Source organism: Actinacidiphila glaucinigra (assembly GCF_035918135.1).
Taxonomy (GTDB): domain Bacteria; phylum Actinomycetota; class Actinomycetes; order Streptomycetales; family Streptomycetaceae; genus Actinacidiphila; species Actinacidiphila glaucinigra.
This window is the reverse complement of the sequence record NZ_CP109144.1, coordinates 2335519-2349755: the sequence shown is the minus strand read 5'-3', so window position 1 is coordinate 2349755 and position 14237 is coordinate 2335519. Positions and strand designations below refer to the sequence as shown.

General features: G+C 72.0%; 16 protein-coding genes. 10 read left to right on the top strand and 6 right to left on the bottom strand.

Annotation, left to right across the window (positions count from 1 at the left end):
• The first annotated feature begins 69 nt into the window (after positions 1 to 69).
• From OIE69_RS10265 to OIE69_RS10250, 4 genes are all read left to right on the top strand, one after another.
• The gene (locus tag OIE69_RS10265; protein ID WP_326571648.1) at positions 70 to 522 is read left to right on the top strand and encodes a MarR family winged helix-turn-helix transcriptional regulator; all 453 of its coding nucleotides are present in this window, start codon (positions 70 to 72) and stop codon (positions 520 to 522) included.
• The gene (locus tag OIE69_RS10260; RefSeq protein WP_326571647.1) at positions 516 to 1169 is read left to right on the top strand and encodes a hypothetical protein; all 654 of its coding nucleotides are present in this window, start codon (positions 516 to 518) and stop codon (positions 1167 to 1169) included. Before OIE69_RS10265 ends, OIE69_RS10260 begins: the two co-directional genes overlap by 7 nt.
• On the top strand, positions 1166 to 2167 hold the full coding sequence (locus tag OIE69_RS10255; protein WP_326571646.1) for a nucleotidyl transferase AbiEii/AbiGii toxin family protein: 1002 nt from the start codon (positions 1166 to 1168) through the stop codon (positions 2165 to 2167). The genes OIE69_RS10260 and OIE69_RS10255 overlap by 4 nt, the downstream gene beginning before the upstream one ends.
• Positions 2168 to 2439: 272 nt before the next feature.
• Positions 2440 to 2802 carry a UBP-type zinc finger domain-containing protein gene (locus OIE69_RS10250; protein ID WP_326571645.1) on the top strand — a complete coding sequence of 121 codons (363 nt, stop codon included), beginning with the start codon at positions 2440 to 2442 and terminating at the stop codon, positions 2800 to 2802.
• A 19-nt stretch (positions 2803 to 2821) separates the two neighbouring features.
• Here OIE69_RS10250 and OIE69_RS10245 read toward each other — a convergent pair whose 3' ends face one another.
• The 3 genes from OIE69_RS10245 to fdhD all read right to left on the bottom strand — a co-directional run bounded on the left by OIE69_RS10245 (position 2822) and on the right by fdhD (position 5250).
• On the bottom strand, positions 2822 to 3670 hold the full coding sequence (locus OIE69_RS10245; RefSeq protein ID WP_326571644.1) for a thioesterase family protein: 849 nt from the start codon (positions 3668 to 3670) through the stop codon (positions 2822 to 2824).
• A 2-nt stretch (positions 3671 to 3672) separates the two neighbouring features.
• Positions 3673 to 4263 carry a TetR/AcrR family transcriptional regulator gene (locus tag OIE69_RS10240; RefSeq protein WP_326571643.1) on the bottom strand — a complete coding sequence of 197 codons (591 nt, stop codon included), beginning with the start codon at positions 4261 to 4263 and terminating at the stop codon, positions 3673 to 3675.
• A gap of 135 nt (positions 4264 to 4398) precedes the next feature.
• Positions 4399 to 5250 (bottom strand): formate dehydrogenase accessory sulfurtransferase FdhD, encoded by an 852-nt coding sequence (gene fdhD / locus OIE69_RS10235; RefSeq protein ID WP_326581076.1) that lies wholly within the window; start codon positions 5248 to 5250, stop codon positions 4399 to 4401.
• 307 nt (positions 5251 to 5557) lie between these two features.
• On the opposite strand from fdhD, the gene OIE69_RS10230 reads away from it, so the two are divergent.
• From OIE69_RS10230 to OIE69_RS10220, 3 genes are all read left to right on the top strand, one after another.
• Complete coding sequence (locus OIE69_RS10230) at positions 5558 to 6202, top strand: hypothetical protein (RefSeq protein ID WP_326571642.1); 645 nt, start codon at positions 5558 to 5560, stop codon at positions 6200 to 6202.
• 54 nt (positions 6203 to 6256) lie between these two features.
• Entirely contained in the window at positions 6257 to 7216 is a 960-nt protein-coding gene (locus OIE69_RS10225; RefSeq protein WP_326571641.1) for a rhomboid family intramembrane serine protease, read from the top strand.
• A 120-nt stretch (positions 7217 to 7336) separates the two neighbouring features.
• Positions 7337 to 8017 (top strand): GntR family transcriptional regulator, encoded by a 681-nt coding sequence (locus OIE69_RS10220; RefSeq protein ID WP_326571640.1) that lies wholly within the window; start codon positions 7337 to 7339, stop codon positions 8015 to 8017.
• Positions 8018 to 8054: 37 nt separating this feature from the next.
• Here OIE69_RS10220 and OIE69_RS10215 read toward each other — a convergent pair whose 3' ends face one another.
• Positions 8055 to 8570, bottom strand: coding sequence for a VOC family protein (locus OIE69_RS10215; RefSeq protein ID WP_326571639.1), 516 nt, complete (start codon positions 8568 to 8570; stop codon positions 8055 to 8057).
• Positions 8571 to 8641: 71 nt separating this feature from the next.
• Between OIE69_RS10215 and OIE69_RS10210 the strand changes: the two genes are divergently transcribed.
• Both OIE69_RS10210 and OIE69_RS10205 read left to right on the top strand, forming a co-directional pair.
• The gene (locus OIE69_RS10210) at positions 8642 to 9280 is read left to right on the top strand and encodes a LysE family translocator (protein ID WP_326571638.1); all 639 of its coding nucleotides are present in this window, start codon (positions 8642 to 8644) and stop codon (positions 9278 to 9280) included.
• Positions 9281 to 9308: 28 nt separating this feature from the next.
• Complete coding sequence (locus OIE69_RS10205) at positions 9309 to 9626, top strand: chorismate mutase (protein WP_018562943.1); 318 nt, start codon at positions 9309 to 9311, stop codon at positions 9624 to 9626.
• Positions 9627 to 9995: 369 nt separating this feature from the next.
• Here OIE69_RS10205 and OIE69_RS10200 read toward each other — a convergent pair whose 3' ends face one another.
• Both OIE69_RS10200 and frc read right to left on the bottom strand, forming a co-directional pair.
• Positions 9996 to 11390 carry an OFA family MFS transporter gene (locus OIE69_RS10200; RefSeq protein ID WP_326571637.1) on the bottom strand — a complete coding sequence of 465 codons (1395 nt, stop codon included), beginning with the start codon at positions 11388 to 11390 and terminating at the stop codon, positions 9996 to 9998.
• A gap of 285 nt (positions 11391 to 11675) precedes the next feature.
• The gene (gene frc / locus OIE69_RS10195) at positions 11676 to 12905 is read right to left on the bottom strand and encodes a formyl-CoA transferase (RefSeq protein ID WP_326571636.1); all 1230 of its coding nucleotides are present in this window, start codon (positions 12903 to 12905) and stop codon (positions 11676 to 11678) included.
• Positions 12906 to 13092: 187 nt separating this feature from the next.
• On the opposite strand from frc, the gene sucC reads away from it, so the two are divergent.
• Positions 13093 to 14232 carry an ADP-forming succinate--CoA ligase subunit beta gene (gene sucC / locus OIE69_RS10190; RefSeq protein ID WP_326571635.1) on the top strand — a complete coding sequence of 380 codons (1140 nt, stop codon included), beginning with the start codon at positions 13093 to 13095 and terminating at the stop codon, positions 14230 to 14232.
• Positions 14233 to 14237: the final 5 nt, after the last annotated feature.

Here is a 14237-nt window from a genome sequence, read left to right as displayed (position 1 = left end):
GGCAAGCGACTTGAGCAAGTTGCTTGCCCATATGCTCAAGCTCCTTGCGTACTGTGTCAAGGTGGCCGCATGAAGGACGAAGAAGCCCTGGCCATGGCTCTGGGCGTCAACCTGCTCGCCGCCGCCGGCGCCCTCACCGCCGCCATCCACGACGGCGTCCTCGCACGCGGCTTCGACGACCTCCGGCCCGCACACGGCTTCGCCTTCGCCCGGATGGCGGCGGGCGGCGCGACCGTCACCGAACTCGCCGCGCACCTCGGGGTGACCCGCCAGGCCGCCGGGCAGCTCGTCGACGAACTCGAGGCGAAGGGCTACGCCGAACGCCGCCCCCACCCGGACGACGCCCGGGCCCGGCTGGTCGTCCTCACCGACCGCGGCCGCGCCTGCACCCGCGCCGCCGAGCAGGCCGCGGCCGACGCCGTACGCCCCTGGGCCGGAGTGCTCGGGGAGGACCGGCTGCGCACCCTCACCGCGGACCTCGGGCGGCTCGCCCCGGGCGGCCCGGTCCGGCCGACGTGGTAGGCGGCACCCCCGCGATGGTCTTCACCGGCGACTTCGAGACCCACTTCACGCTGCACGCACCGGGGCCCGGGGACGAGGAGCGGATACGCCACTGGGCGGAGCGCAACGGCCTCAAGTACACCCGCATCGTGCTCGACCGGGGCACCACCCCCGACCAGCCCATGCTGACGCTGCGCGGCCGCGGCGCCCTCCCCGAGCAGCGCGCCGCCGCCGAGCGGTGGACCGGACGGCTGCGCGCCGAGGGGATCGGCGTCGCACGCGTGAAGATCGAGGCCGCGCCCTGGAACACCGGCGTCCCCCGCACCGGCCCGGAGGCCCGCGCCCTGCCGCCCGGCACCTACTTCGAGCACCACGTGAAGCTCGTCCTCACCGACCGGGCCCGCCTGGACGAGGTCCGGGCGATCGCCGGACGGCACGCCGCCCATGTCTCCCGCAACGCCCGCCGCGACCTCGGCGACCGCGGCCACGAACGCTTCGTCACCCAGCGCTGCCGCGACGTCGGCCGCCCCGAGGCGCGCCGGCGACTCGACGACCTGCTCACGGACCTCGCCGCGGCGGGCTTCACGGCGGTGGAGGCCGAGGAGGAGTTCGTCGTGCACGACGACGCGCCCGCCCTCGACGACGGCTGGATCGACGAGGCGCGGTGAGCGCCGCCGTGCGGCAGCGGCCGCAGGCCGCCGCCCGGCGCGCCGTCCTCGACCATCTGCTGGGCCTCGTCGCGCGGTCCCCGCTGGCCGAGTACCTCGTGCTGCGCGGGAGCATGGTGATGCCCGCCTGGGTCGGCGCCGCCGCCCGCGAACCGGGCGACCTCGACTGGATCGTCCCGCCCTCTCTCGCGGTGCCGATCGAGCCGCTCCACCCGTACCCGTACGTCGACGAGCGGGCCACCGTGCAGCAGTGGCCGGAGGCCGCCGACGGTGCCGCCCGCCCCGAGATCTGGACGGACGAGGAGTTCGGCACCGGCGGGCAGCGGGTCCACGTCCCGCCCGAAGGACTGCACTGGATCGTCGACCCGGAACCCGACGGCTCCGACGACGACTTCGACGGCCCGCCCGGCGAACTGCTCGAACTGGTCCGGGCCCACCCCGACGCGGCCCCCGGCATACGCCTCGACGCGGAGGGGGCCCGGGACGACGGCAGTTGGACCTACGCGGAGTACGACACGCCCGGCGTGCGCCTCGTCGTCCCCTGGCACGCGGACGGATTGCCCCCCGGCGAAGTGAGCCTGGACTTCGCCCGTGACGAACGGCTCCCCGAGCCGCCCGTCCTGACCGCCGTGCCGCGCGGCGACGGCGGGCCCCCGGCCGTGGTGCTCACCGCGAGCCGCGAACTCTCCCTCGCCTGGAAGCTGCTGTGGCTGCGGGCCGACGCCGCCGCCGAGGGCCGTGCCCGGGGCAAGGACCTCTACGACGCGGTCCTCCTCGCCGAGGCCCCCGGCACCGCCCTCACCCACCGCCTGCTGCGCCGGGTGATGAGCCGCGAGCCCGGCCACCCGGGATCCGCGCGCCGCCTCACCGAGGTCACCCCGCACTCCGTCGACTGGGACGCCTTCCGCGCAGCCCACCCCCACGTCACGGGCACGGCCGCGGAGTGGCTCGCCCGCCTGTCGCGTGCACTGGACGGCGTTCTGGCGGATGGTCGCTGACGTGCCGTGTGTGCCGCACGAGGGACTGCGCAGGCAGGGCCTCGTGGCCCTGGCCCACGCTGCCCGGCTGGACGGCGCCGTCGACCCCTGGAGCCCGGAACCGCTGCGCGGCTCCCCGCACCGTGCTGCACCGCCGTGCGAAACGGTAAACGCAGCGCCGATCGGGGCGCCGGAGGCCGCCGAGGGGGCCGTCCCGCTTCGCCCGGTGGCGGCACGTGAGGGCGGTTAGCATGCCAGGAGAACGTGATCGCGGTTAAGGAGGCGGGTCCACCATGGCGGACGACGTCACGATCCCCGGCATCGACCCCGCGGCCCGGCCGAGCGGCGACGGGTGCGCCGACTGCGGGGCCGGCCAGGGACCGGGCTGGTGGCTGCACCTGCGCCGCTGCGCGCAGTGCGGGCACATCGGCTGCTGCGACTCCTCGCCCTCCCAGCACGCCACGCGGCACGCGCAGGAGGAGGGCCACCCGTTCATCACCAGCTACGAGCCCGGTGAGAACTGGTACTGGAACGTCGAGACCGAGGAGTACTACGACGGCCCCGCACTGACCCCGCCGAACTCCCGCCCGGAGGGCCAGCCCTCCCCGGGCCCCGCGGGCAAGGTCCCCGAGGACTGGCAGGCACAGCTGCACTGACGACGTGGCCCGGTGGCCGCTACGCGGCGCCTTCCGGCAGCCGCACCCGGGCCAGCTGACGGGACTGCGCCACGAGACGGCCGGCCGAGTCCCAGACCTCGGCGTCCTCCTCCATGTAGCCGTCCGCGAAGTTGCGGGTGGAGTGCTTCAGCCGCAGCCACCCCGGCTCGGGCCTGGCCCGCACGTGCGTGGTCAGCTCCAGCGTCGGCGCCCAGCCCGGTATCCCCAGGTCGAAGCTGACCGGCGGCAGGCTGTCCACGGCGAGCAGCAGCATCAGCGGGTCGGGCTCACGGCCGTCGGGCATCCGCAGCCAGCCCTGCACCATGCCGCGGCCCGAGGGGGCGCCGACCGCCCAGCCGACGGTGTCCGGGTCCAGGCGCAGCTCGATGCGCTCCAGCATGGGGGAGTTCTTCAGGAACTCCGGGGGTGCCGCGTCGGTCCCGACGCACTTCTCAGGCGGCGGCATCTGCGGGGGAGTGGCGGAGGTGCGTACGTCGCCCGCGTGGTCGTGGCCGTTCAGGTCGCCGTAGGTCGCTATCGCCCGCAGCCGCTCCTCGCCGTTCTGCACGAGGGACACCATGCCGGTGGAGACGGTGCGGCCGCGGCGCAGTGTCTCGGTGCGGGCGGTCACCGGGCCCGGGAGGGACGTCGACAGGTAGTAGGCACTGATCGAGAACGGATCGCGGTGCCCCTGTCCGTCGCCGCCCAGTTCCTCGGCGAGGGCCCGGCCGGCGAGGGCGAGCAGCAGCCCGCCGTTGACGCCCATGCCGATCCGCCAGCCCTCGTGGAGCTCGGCGTCGTAGACCGAGGGCTCGCCCGGACGGGCCGTGACGGCGGTCTCGCGGTCGAATCCGTACTTCTCGTGCATCGTCAGTGTTCCTTGAGGTCGAACGAGGTGAAGAGCGCGTCGAGCGCTTCGTCGATGGACGCGGCGCCGGTGCCCAGGGCCAGCGAGCCCCACAGCCACAGCTGCGCCACACCGTGCAGCCCGGACCACACGGCGCCGGTGAGCGCCCGGGTGTCCGCCCCGGGCCGCCAGCCCTCCGCCTGCGCGGCGCGCACGAGCACGAGGAGGTGGTCGTCGAAGGCCGACATGCCGGCCCGGCCGAGTTCCCTGTCCCGGGGGTCCAGCAGGTCGTGCCGGAACATCAGGGTGAACATCGCCGGCCGTCCCAGCGCGTACGCCACGTAGCCGCGGGAGCCGGCCCGCAGCCGTGCGGCCGCCGAGGCCCCCTCGGGGCACTCCCGTACGGCCTCCCCGGCGCGGGCGTTGAGCTCCCGGAACCCCACGGTGGCCACGGCGGACAGCAGCGCCGCCCGGTGCGGGAAGTGCTTCAGCGGCGCTCCGTGCGACACGTCGGCGCGGCGTGCGATGGCCCGGAGCGTCAGCCCCTCGACGCCCTCGTCGTCCAGGACGGCGAGGGCGGCGTCGAGCAGGCGCGCGCGGGGAGCGGTGGTCATGGTGGACAGTGTCCACTTCGAGGTGGACAGTGTCTACCTCGGGTCTTCCCGTCCTCGGTTACGGCGGGACCGGCCGACGCAGGGGGCGCTACCTCGCCGGCCGGTCCTGCACGCGTGTACGCGTGCTGGGGCGGGTCAGACCCGCCCGGCCGCAGGCGCGGGCAGGGCGATCCGCTCTTCGCCCGCGTACACGTTCATGGAGGTGCCCCGCAGGAAACCGACGAGGGTGAGTCCGGACTCGTCCGCGAGGTCGACGGCGAGGGAGGACGGGGCGGATACGGCGGCGAGGACCGGGATGCCGGCCATCACGGCCTTCTGGGCGAGTTCGAAGGAGGCGCGCCCGGAGACCATCAGGATCTTCCCGGCGAGCGGCAGCAGGTCCTGCTGGAGGGCGCGGCCCACGAGCTTGTCCACGGCGTTGTGGCGGCCGACGTCCTCGCGGACGTCGAGCAGTTCGCCCTCGCCCGTGAAGAGCGCGGCCGCGTGCAGACCGCCGGTCCGGTCGAAGACCCGCTGCGCGGCGCGCAGCCGGTCGGGGAGCGCGGACAGCAGCTCGGGTTCGAGCCGCAGCGGCGAGGGGTCGGCGATGGGCCAGCGCGCCGTGGTGCGTACGGCGTCGAGGCTGGCCTTGCCGCACAGGCCGCAGGAGGACGTCGTGTAGACGTTGCGCTCCAGCGTGATGTCGGGGACGGGGACCCCGGGGGCGAGGCGCACGTCGACGACGTTGTAGGTGTTCGACCCGTCGACGGTCGCACCCGCGCAGTACACGATGTTCGCCAGCTCGTCCGCGGCGCCGAGCACGCCCTCGCTGACCAGGAAGCCCGCGGCGAGCGCGAAGTCGTCGCCGGGGGTGCGCATGGTGATCGCGAGTGGTTTCCCGTTGAGCCGGATCTCCAGCGGTTCCTCGGCGACCAGGGTGTCCGCCCGGTGGTCGACCGCTCCGTCCCTGATTCTCAGTACCCGACGCCGTTCGGTGACCCGTCCCATGTCGATCAGTCCCGGTTCTGTACGTGCTGGAAGCCGCATAGGCCCTTGATACAGAGGTTGCCACGGGTGACCGCGCCGTAGTCCGGCGAGGCCACCTCGACGAGTCCGTGGGTCCGGGCCGCCAACCCCCGGACGAATACTGTGTACAGTATTCGTCTCCATGGGGTCAAGGGGTCGTAAAAGCGGTCCCGGCCCCGGTCCGCCCACCGACCGCCCCGGCGCGTCACGGCAGGGACCGGTGGGAGCCGCGCGGAATAGCATCAGCCCACGCAAGAAGGCGAACGCCGGACGGGTGGGGAGGTGTGCGGTGGCCGGGAAACCGTTCGCGGTGGGCCGGGGGACGTGGTGGCGCATCGGACTCCCGCTCGTCGCCGCGGGCCTGCTCGTCGTCCACCTGGCCTGGGAGAACGGTCCGCGACGGGAGGCGGCGGCGGTGTCCCGCCCGGGGGAGTGCGGCAAGGGCGCGGCTCGGCAGGCCGGCGAGCCGGGCGTGTCGCGGGAGATGACCGTCGGGAGCTACGGCACGGACAACCTCCCCCGGATGCAGGGAAAGCCCACCTTCAAGGTGCGCCTCACCGTCTCCCCCGGACCGGACCGGCACGCGCTGACGCTGCGGACCCCGCTGACGGGCGCGGTCACCGTGCTGGTGCACGCCGGACGCGGCGGCGGCCTCCTCGCCGGCGCCCGCGGCCTCACCGCCCGGGTCGACGAGCCGATGTACGAAGCCGGCACGGCCCCTCCCGCGGCCGGCACCGTCCGCGTGGCGGAGGGCGACTTCCTCCACCTCGTCGTCGAACTCCCGGACGCCGCCGTCTGTCCGGGGGTGGCCATGGGCGACCTCGTCTCCCGGGACCCCGGCGGGAACGACGCCGCCGACCTGACCGTGGTCACCGTCGTCCTCGTCGACCGGGCTTCCGGTGTGCGCATGGAGGCGCAGACCGGAGTGGTTTGACGCACTGCGTCCGGGCTGGGTACAAACGTGCGACTCCACCGTCCCGTACGCCGCATGGGGGGCCTCGCGCTCGTGAGCACCACGGACACCGACCAGGGCACCGAGCCGCCGGTCACCACCTGCTACCGGCATCCCAAGCGCGAGACGTATGTGCGCTGCACCCGGTGCGACCGTTTCATATGCCCGGACTGCATGCGCGAGGCCGCGGTCGGCCACCACTGCCCGGAGTGCGTGAAGGAGGGCGGCAGGAGCGTCCGTGAGGCGCGCACCGTCTTCGGCGGCCGGGTGGCGACCTCGGGCGTGCCCGTGGTGACGCAGATCCTGATCGCCCTCAACATCGCCGCCTACCTCGGCGAACTGGTCCGCTCCGACCTCGTCGCGCGCTTCGGCGGCCTGGGGCAGGGGCTGTTGGGCCCCGACGGCGTGGCGTACGTGTACGACGGCGCGGCGTACCCGGGCTTCGAGGCCGTGGGCATCGCCCACGGCGAGTGGTACCGGCTCATCACCTCGGCCTTCCTCCACCAGCCGCCGGGCCAGGGCACCTTCGGGATCCTGCACATCCTGTTCAACATGTACTCGCTGTGGACCCTCGGCCCGGCCGTCGAGGCCCAGTTGGGGCGGATCCGCTTCGTCTCGCTGTACCTGCTGTCCGCCCTCGGCGGCTCCGTGCTGGTGTACCTGATCGCGCCGCACCAGGGCGCTGTCGGCGCCTCGGGCGCGATCTTCGGCCTGGGCGCCGCCTACTTCTTCCTCAGCAAGCGCCTGCGCAACGACCCGATCGGCGGGCGGCAGCTCATGATCGGCCTGCTGGTCTGGATGGCCGTCTCCGCCGCCGTCACCTCGTGGCAGGGCCACCTCGGCGGCCTGCTCACCGGCGGCGCGCTCGGGCTCGTCCTGGCCCACGCGCCCCGCAGGCGCCGCGGCCTGTGGCAGGCGGCCGGGATGGCCGTGACGCTGCTGGTGCTGGTGACCCTGGTCGTCCTCAAGACCTCACAGCTCACCGGTGCCGCATAGCGGGGGGCGCCCGCCGGAAGTGTGAAGCGGGTCACGATCGGGCCCGGTGTCCGCGCCGGGGCCTTGCGCGCGTAGACTGTAGACGAAAGCCAATCATCCCCGGGAAAGGTTGGGGCGTAGATGCTGTCCAGCGGGCTGTCGCAGGGATCCGTGCCCAAGCTCCAGCGTCCGGGGCCCCTGCGCGAGCAGGTGTACGAAGCGCTGCTCGAGCTCATCATCACCCGCTCGCTCACCCCCGGGCAGCACCTGGTGGAGACCGAACTCGCCGGCCACCTCGGGGTGTCCCGCCAGCCCGTGCGCGAAGCCCTGCAGCGGCTCAACACCGAGGGGTGGGTGGACCTGCGCCCCGCCCAGGGGGCCTTCGTCCACGAGCCCACCGACGAGGAGGCCGACCAACTCCTGGTCGTCCGCGCCCTGCTGGAGACGGAGGCAGCCCGCCTCGCCGCGGCCAACGCCACCTCCAAGGGCCTGGAGCGGCTCGAGGAGCTGTGCGAGGCGGGCGAGGCGGCCGTGACCGCCGACGACGTCGACGCGGTCGTCGCGGCCAACGCCGCCCTCCACGCCTGCGTCATGGAACTCGCCGGGAACGCGGTGCTCGCCGAACTCGCCCGGCAGGTCGAGCGGCGCGTGCGCTGGTACTACACCCCGGTCGCCCGGCAGCGCGGCATGCAGTCCTGGGTCGAGCACCGCGAACTGATCGCCGCCATCGCCGAACGCGACGGCGAGCGGGCCCAGCAGGTCATGCGCGTGCACACCGAGCACACCAGGACCTCGTACCACCAGCGGTCCCACGAGGACTGACCATGTCCCCGGCCCGCCCTGCCGGGCGCCCGGCGGCTCAGAACAGCGGCTTGCCGTCGAAGAGGCCGAGATCCTCCCGGTACAGCTCCACGTTGACCCCGTTGGGATCGCGGATGTAGAGGCTGTCCTCCACGCCCCGGTCGGGCCCGAGGTACTCCGTCCCGGTCTCGTCCAGCCGGCGCTTCGCCTCCGTGAACTGCTCGGCGGTCACCGACAGCGCCAGGTGCTGCAGCCCGCCGATCGTCTCGTGCTGATCGGGGTGGTCGTGGCCGGGGAAGTCGAAGAACCCCAGCAGATTGCCGTGCCCGATGTCGAAGAAGAAGTGGCTGGAGCCCGCGTAGTCCCGGTTCTCCACCAGCTCCACCAGCGGGAAGCCCAGGAACTCCTGGTAGAAGCGGATGGTCTCCTCGACGTCCCGGCAGATGAACGCGACGTGGTGCACCCCCGCCGCCCTCGTCGCCGGTCGCGCCGCGGGCTCGAGCAGGTACCTCCCCCGAAGTTCCTCCCGCCGCGCCCGTACGGCCTCCAACTGCTCGCCCTGCGGCTCACCCATGATCGATCCCGCCTCCTCGTACCCGCGCTTAATGCGGTGCGCGGGAAGTTATACCCGATTAGCCTCCGGGCATGGTGTCCTTCGACCGACTCGTGGCATTCGCCCTGGTATCGCTGGTGCTCGTGGTGATCCCCGGCCCCAGCGTCCTCTTCGTCATCGGCCGCGCGCTCGCCCACGGGCGTCGCGTCGCGCTGACCTCCGTCGCCGGCAACACGCTCGGCTCGTACGTCCTGGTGGTCGCGGTCGCCCTCGGCGTCGGCCCGGTCGTGGAGCGCTCGGCGCTGCTGTTCGCGGCCCTCAAACTGGCCGGTGCGGCCTACCTGGTGTACCTGGGCGTCAAGGCGCTGCGGCACCGCGGGAACCTCGCCATGGCGTCGGGGGACGCGGGGGCGGCGCGCGGCGCGCTGCGCACGCTCGGCGAGGGCTTCGTCGTCGGGGTCTCGAACCCCAAGACGATGGTGTTCTACGCGGCGGTGCTGCCGCAGTTCGTCGACCGCGCGGCCGGGCACGTCACCCTGCAGATGCTGCTGCTCGGCCTGGTCTTCAACGCGATCGCCCTCGTCTCGGACAGCACCATGGGCCTCGCGGCGGCCGCGGCCCGTTCGTGGTTCGCCCGTTCCCCGCGCCGCCTCTCGCTGGTCGGCGGTGCGGGCGGCCTCGCGATGATCGGCCTCGGCGTGACCGTCGCCGCGACGGGACGTACCGACTGATCGGCGTCCCGCTGGTTAGGCTGGGCGGATGGACGACGGACACGCGGACGACACGGCCGCCCTGAAGCGGCTGCGCCACCTGCGCGGCAGCATCGACAACCTGGACGCGGCCCTGGTGCACCTCCTCGCGGAACGCTTCAAGGCCACACAGCAGGTGGGCGAGCTGAAGGCGGCGCACAACATGCCGCCCGCCGATCCGGGGCGCGAGGCGGAGCAGATCGAGCGGCTGCGGCGGATGGCCGAGGAGGCGCACCTCGACCCGGCCTTCGCGGAGAAGTTCCTGAAGTTCATTGTCGAAGAGGTCATCCGGCACCACAAGGCGATCGCCGCCGACCGCTCGGGCTGACAGCCGCGTGGGCCCCGGTCGTGGAGTTCCACGACCGGGGCCCACGTCACACCGGCACGCTCTCAGGCCCCGTCGTCAAAGTCCCGGCTGCCCCGCGGTGCCTGGCACGGCGCTCCCCCAGCTCCGCTGGGAGGTGCCCCCACGCTGCGTTGTCGAATCGTCCGAGTAGCCCACTACGAGGACGACTCTCCGCCTTGCGATGCACCGCACCAGACACCGCGGGCCCCGCCCTCCGGGCGGCCGACGCTACTTTGACGACGGGGCCTGGGACACGGGGGTGGTCCGGGGACGCCGCGCGGACGGGAGGAACACCCGGTCGTCGGGCACGAGGTGCCGTGCCGGAGCCCCGGGTGCTCTCCGGCGGTCACGTCAGATCGCCTCCCTGCTGGTGGGCTGGGGGTTGGGCGTGATGTCCTTCTTGTTCGGCCGTCCCGGCGGGGTGAGGAAGAGCGCGACGAAGCCGGCGAACAGCGAGATCGAACCCGCGAGGGTGAACGCCCCGCTGTGGCCCCAGTGCGTGACCACGTAGGCGCCCATGCCGGAGCCGAGCAGACCCGAGACCAGCTTGGAGCTGTAGACCAGGCCGTAGTTGGACGCGTTGTTGTTCTCACCGAAGTAGTCCGCCGTCATCGCCGCGAACATCGGGAAGATCGCGCCGCCGCCGAAGCCGGAGATGGACGAGAAGATCAGGAACAGCGGCAGGTTCTGGATGTCCGCCGACCACAGGATGCCGTACTGCGACAGGCCGAGGACGAGGCAGACGAAGATCAGGCACTGCTTGCGCCCGTACCGGTCGGACAGCCAGCCGATGACTCCGCGGCCCGTGCCGTTGACGATCGCCTTCAGGGACATGGCCGTGGCCACGATCCCGCCGGCGAATCCGGCCTCCTTGCCGATGTCGACCTGGAAGGCGATGCCGAAGATGTTCACGCCCGAGGTGCACAGCAGGCAGAACCACATCAGCGCGACCCGGCCCGTACGCCACGCCTCGGCGGGGGTGTACTGGCGGACGGCGGGCGGGTTCTTCTCCAGGGCACGCCGGGTGCGCGGGTCGTCCGGCACCTTCAGCGGGTCGATCTCCGCGGGCCACCAGTTCTTCGGCGGGTCCTTGAAGAAGTGACCGGCCACCGCGACGGTCAGCGCGAGGAAGACACCGACCGAGACCAGCACCCAGCGGAAGTTGGTCAGGTCCATGTAGCCGGTGAAGAGGAAGACGAACGGCACCGAGCCGTAGGCGAAACCGCCGTTGACGAAGCCGGTCTTGCCTCCCTTCCGCTCCGGGTACCACTTGCCGACCATGTTCACGCAGGTCGCGTACACCATGCCGGCGCCCATGCCGCTGAACATGCCGAAGCCGATGTACGCGACGACGACGTGCGGTGCGTACGCCAGCGACAGATAGCCCAGGAAGGTGCCCAGGGCGCCGCACATCATCGCGTAGCGCGCCGGCAGCTTCCCGGACTCACGCAGCTTGCCCGCCGGGAAGGCCACCGCGGCCTGGAAGAACACCCAGACCCCGAGCATCCAGAAGATGTGCAGGCTGCTCCACGCATGTGCGGTGTGGAGCGTCTCCTCGGCGGACGCGAACGCGTACTCCGCCGAGCTGATGCCCATCATGCCTACCCACGGCAGGATGACCATCCACTTGCGCTTCCGGCCCATGATGTCCACGTCGGTCTCGCCGACGCGGTACATCCGGCCGTTGTGGTCGGTCACCTCTCGATAGGTGACGGGTCGTTGGGACGTCGATGTCGTTGACGCCATTGTCATGATTCCCCTGCCTCGAAAGAGTCTGGCCAGCGCCCCCTGGCTGGGGCCGGCACGGGTCGGTCTCCGTGGAGACCGACCCGTGCCGGCCCCCGTGCTCTTTTCGTGCTCCGCGGCGGGTCCGGTCCGCGTGGTTCACGCGGCCCGGTCCCGTCACGGGTGGTGCCTCGGTCAGGGCAGCCCCGCTGCCCCGGCCCACCGGTGGACGGTGCCAGGCACCGCCACCGGTCGCTCTGTGGTGTGCGACCGCACGTTCTCGCGCCGCATGGTGTCCGCCATCGCTCAGATCACCCCGTCGGTCCGCAACCCGGTCAGCTCCTCGGCGGAGAGACCCAGTTCGGTGGTGTAGATGTCGTGGTTGTGTTCGCCGAGGAGGGGTGAGCGGTGGATGGTGGTGGGTGAGTCGGAGAGTTTGAGGGGGTTTCCGACGGTGGTGTAGGTGCCGCGTTCGGGGTGGTCGACGTCGACGACGATCTCGTTGGCCTTGAGGCTTTCGTCGTCGATGATTTCCTTGGTGGACAGGATCGGCCCGCATGGGATGTTGTGTCGGTTGAGTTCTTCGAGGACCTGCCATTTGGGCAGGGTGGTGGTCCATTCCTCGATGAGCTGGAACATCTTGGCGAGTTTGGGCAGCCTGGCTTCGGGGGTGGCCCATTCGGGGTCGTCGGCGAGTTCGGGGTGGCCGATGAGTTGGGCGAGTGGTTGCCAGCCGATGGGCTGCACGATGACGTAGACGTAGTCGTTGGGGCCGCCGGGGGCGCATTTGACCGCCCAGCCGGGTTGTCCGCCGCCGGAGGCGTTGCCGGAGCGGGGGACTTCGTCGGTGAAGTCCTCGTTGGGGTACTCGGCCAGTGGTCCGTGGGCCAGGCGTTGCTGGTCGCGGAGTTTGACGCGGCACAGGTTGAGGACGGCGTGCTGCATGGCGACCTGGACGCGTTGTCCGCGTCCGGTGTGGGTGCGCTGGTAGAGGGCGGCCAGGATCCCGGCGACGGCGTGGACTCCGGTGCCGGAGTCGCCGATCTGCGCGCCGGTGGCCATCGGCGGGCCGCCCTCGAAGCCGGTGGTGGCCATCGAGCCGCCCATCGCCTGCGCGACGACCTCGTACGCCTTGAACGCGGTGTAGGGGCCGTCCCCGAAGCCCTTGATGGAGGCGTACACGATCCGCGGGTTGATCTCCTGGATCCGCTCCCAGGTGAAGCCCATCCGGTCGATCGCGCCGGGACCGAAGTTCTCCACCATCACGTCGCTGCGGGCGATCAGGTCGGTCAGGATCTCCCGTCCGCGCGGGGTCTTGGTGTTCAGCGTGATGCTCCGCTTGTTCGCGTTGAGCATCGTGAAGTACAGGCTGTCCACCCCCGGCACGTCCCGCAGCTGACGCCGGGTGATGTCACCCCCGGGCGCCTCCAGCTTGACCACGTCCGCACCCAGCCACGCCAGCAACTGCGTCGCCGACGGACCCGACTGGACATGCGTCATGTCCAGAACACGAACACCCTCCAAAGCCTTCGTCACAACCAAGGTTCCTTCCGGTCAGGGGGCCCGTGAGCAGGCAGATCGCAAGATTCCGTTCTGCAGTCTGTACATTGCATACAGCCGACGAATACTGTATGCAGACGTTTATCCCGCATCGACGACCCGGTGTCCAGAGGTCTGCACCGGATTATCGTTCGACCCCGAGTCAGGGCAGGTGCGTTTGACGATGGATCTGTTCGAGTACCAAGCACGGGAGCTCTTCGCGCGGCACGGCGTCCCCGTGCTCGACGCCCATGTGGTGGACGACCCCGCCGAGGTCCGCGCCGCGGCCGAACGCCTCGGCGGACAGGTCGTGGTGAAGGCCCAGGTGAAGACCGGCGGCCGTGGCAAGGCCGGCGGCGTGAAGCTCGCCTCCGACCCCGCGGACGCGGAGGACAGGGCCCGCGCCATCCTCGGCATGGACATCAAGGGCCACACGGTCGGCAAGGTCATGCTGACGCCGACCGCCGACATCCAGGACGAGTACTACGTCTCGTTCCTCCTCGACCGTGCCGAGCGCACCTTCCTCGCCATGGCGTCCGCCCAGGGCGGCATGGACATCGAGGAGGTCGCCGCCACCCGGCCGCAGGCCCTGGCCCGCGTCCCCGTCGACGCCGCCGAGGGCGTGACCGAGGAGAAGGCCCGGCAGATCGCCGAGGCCGCCGGGCTCCCCGAGGAGACCGTGCCCGTGCTGACCGCGCTGTGGGAGGTCTTCACCGCCGAGGACGCCCTCCTGGTCGAGGTCAACCCGCTGATCCGCACCACGGACGGCCGCGTCCTCGCGCTCGACGGCAAGGTGTCCCTCGACGCCAACGCCCGCTTCCGGCACCCCGACCACGAGGCCTACGAGACCCCCGGCGAGGGCGACCCCCTGGAGGCCGCCGCCCGCGCCAAGGGCCTCAACTACGTCAAGCTCGACGGCACCGTCGGCGTCATCGGCAACGGCGCGGGACTGGTGATGAGCACCCTCGACGTGGTCGCCCACCACGGCGGGGCCCCCGCCAACTTCCTCGACATCGGCGGCGGCGCCTCCGCCCAGGTCATGGCCGACGGGCTCGGTGTCATCCTCTCCGACCCCGACGTCACCTCCGTCCTCGTCAACGTCTTCGGCGGCATCACCGCCTGCGACGCGGTCGCCGACGGCATCGTCCAGGCACTCGGCCTGGTCGAGCTCACCAAGCCCCTCGTCGTCCGCCTCGACGGCAACAACGCCGAGCGCGGCCGGGCCGTGCTCGACGAGGCCGCGGCGTCGCTGGGCCCCCTCGTACAGCGGCTGGACACCATGGACGGCGCGGCCGCGCGGGCCGCCGAGCCCGCAAGGAGCTGATCGCG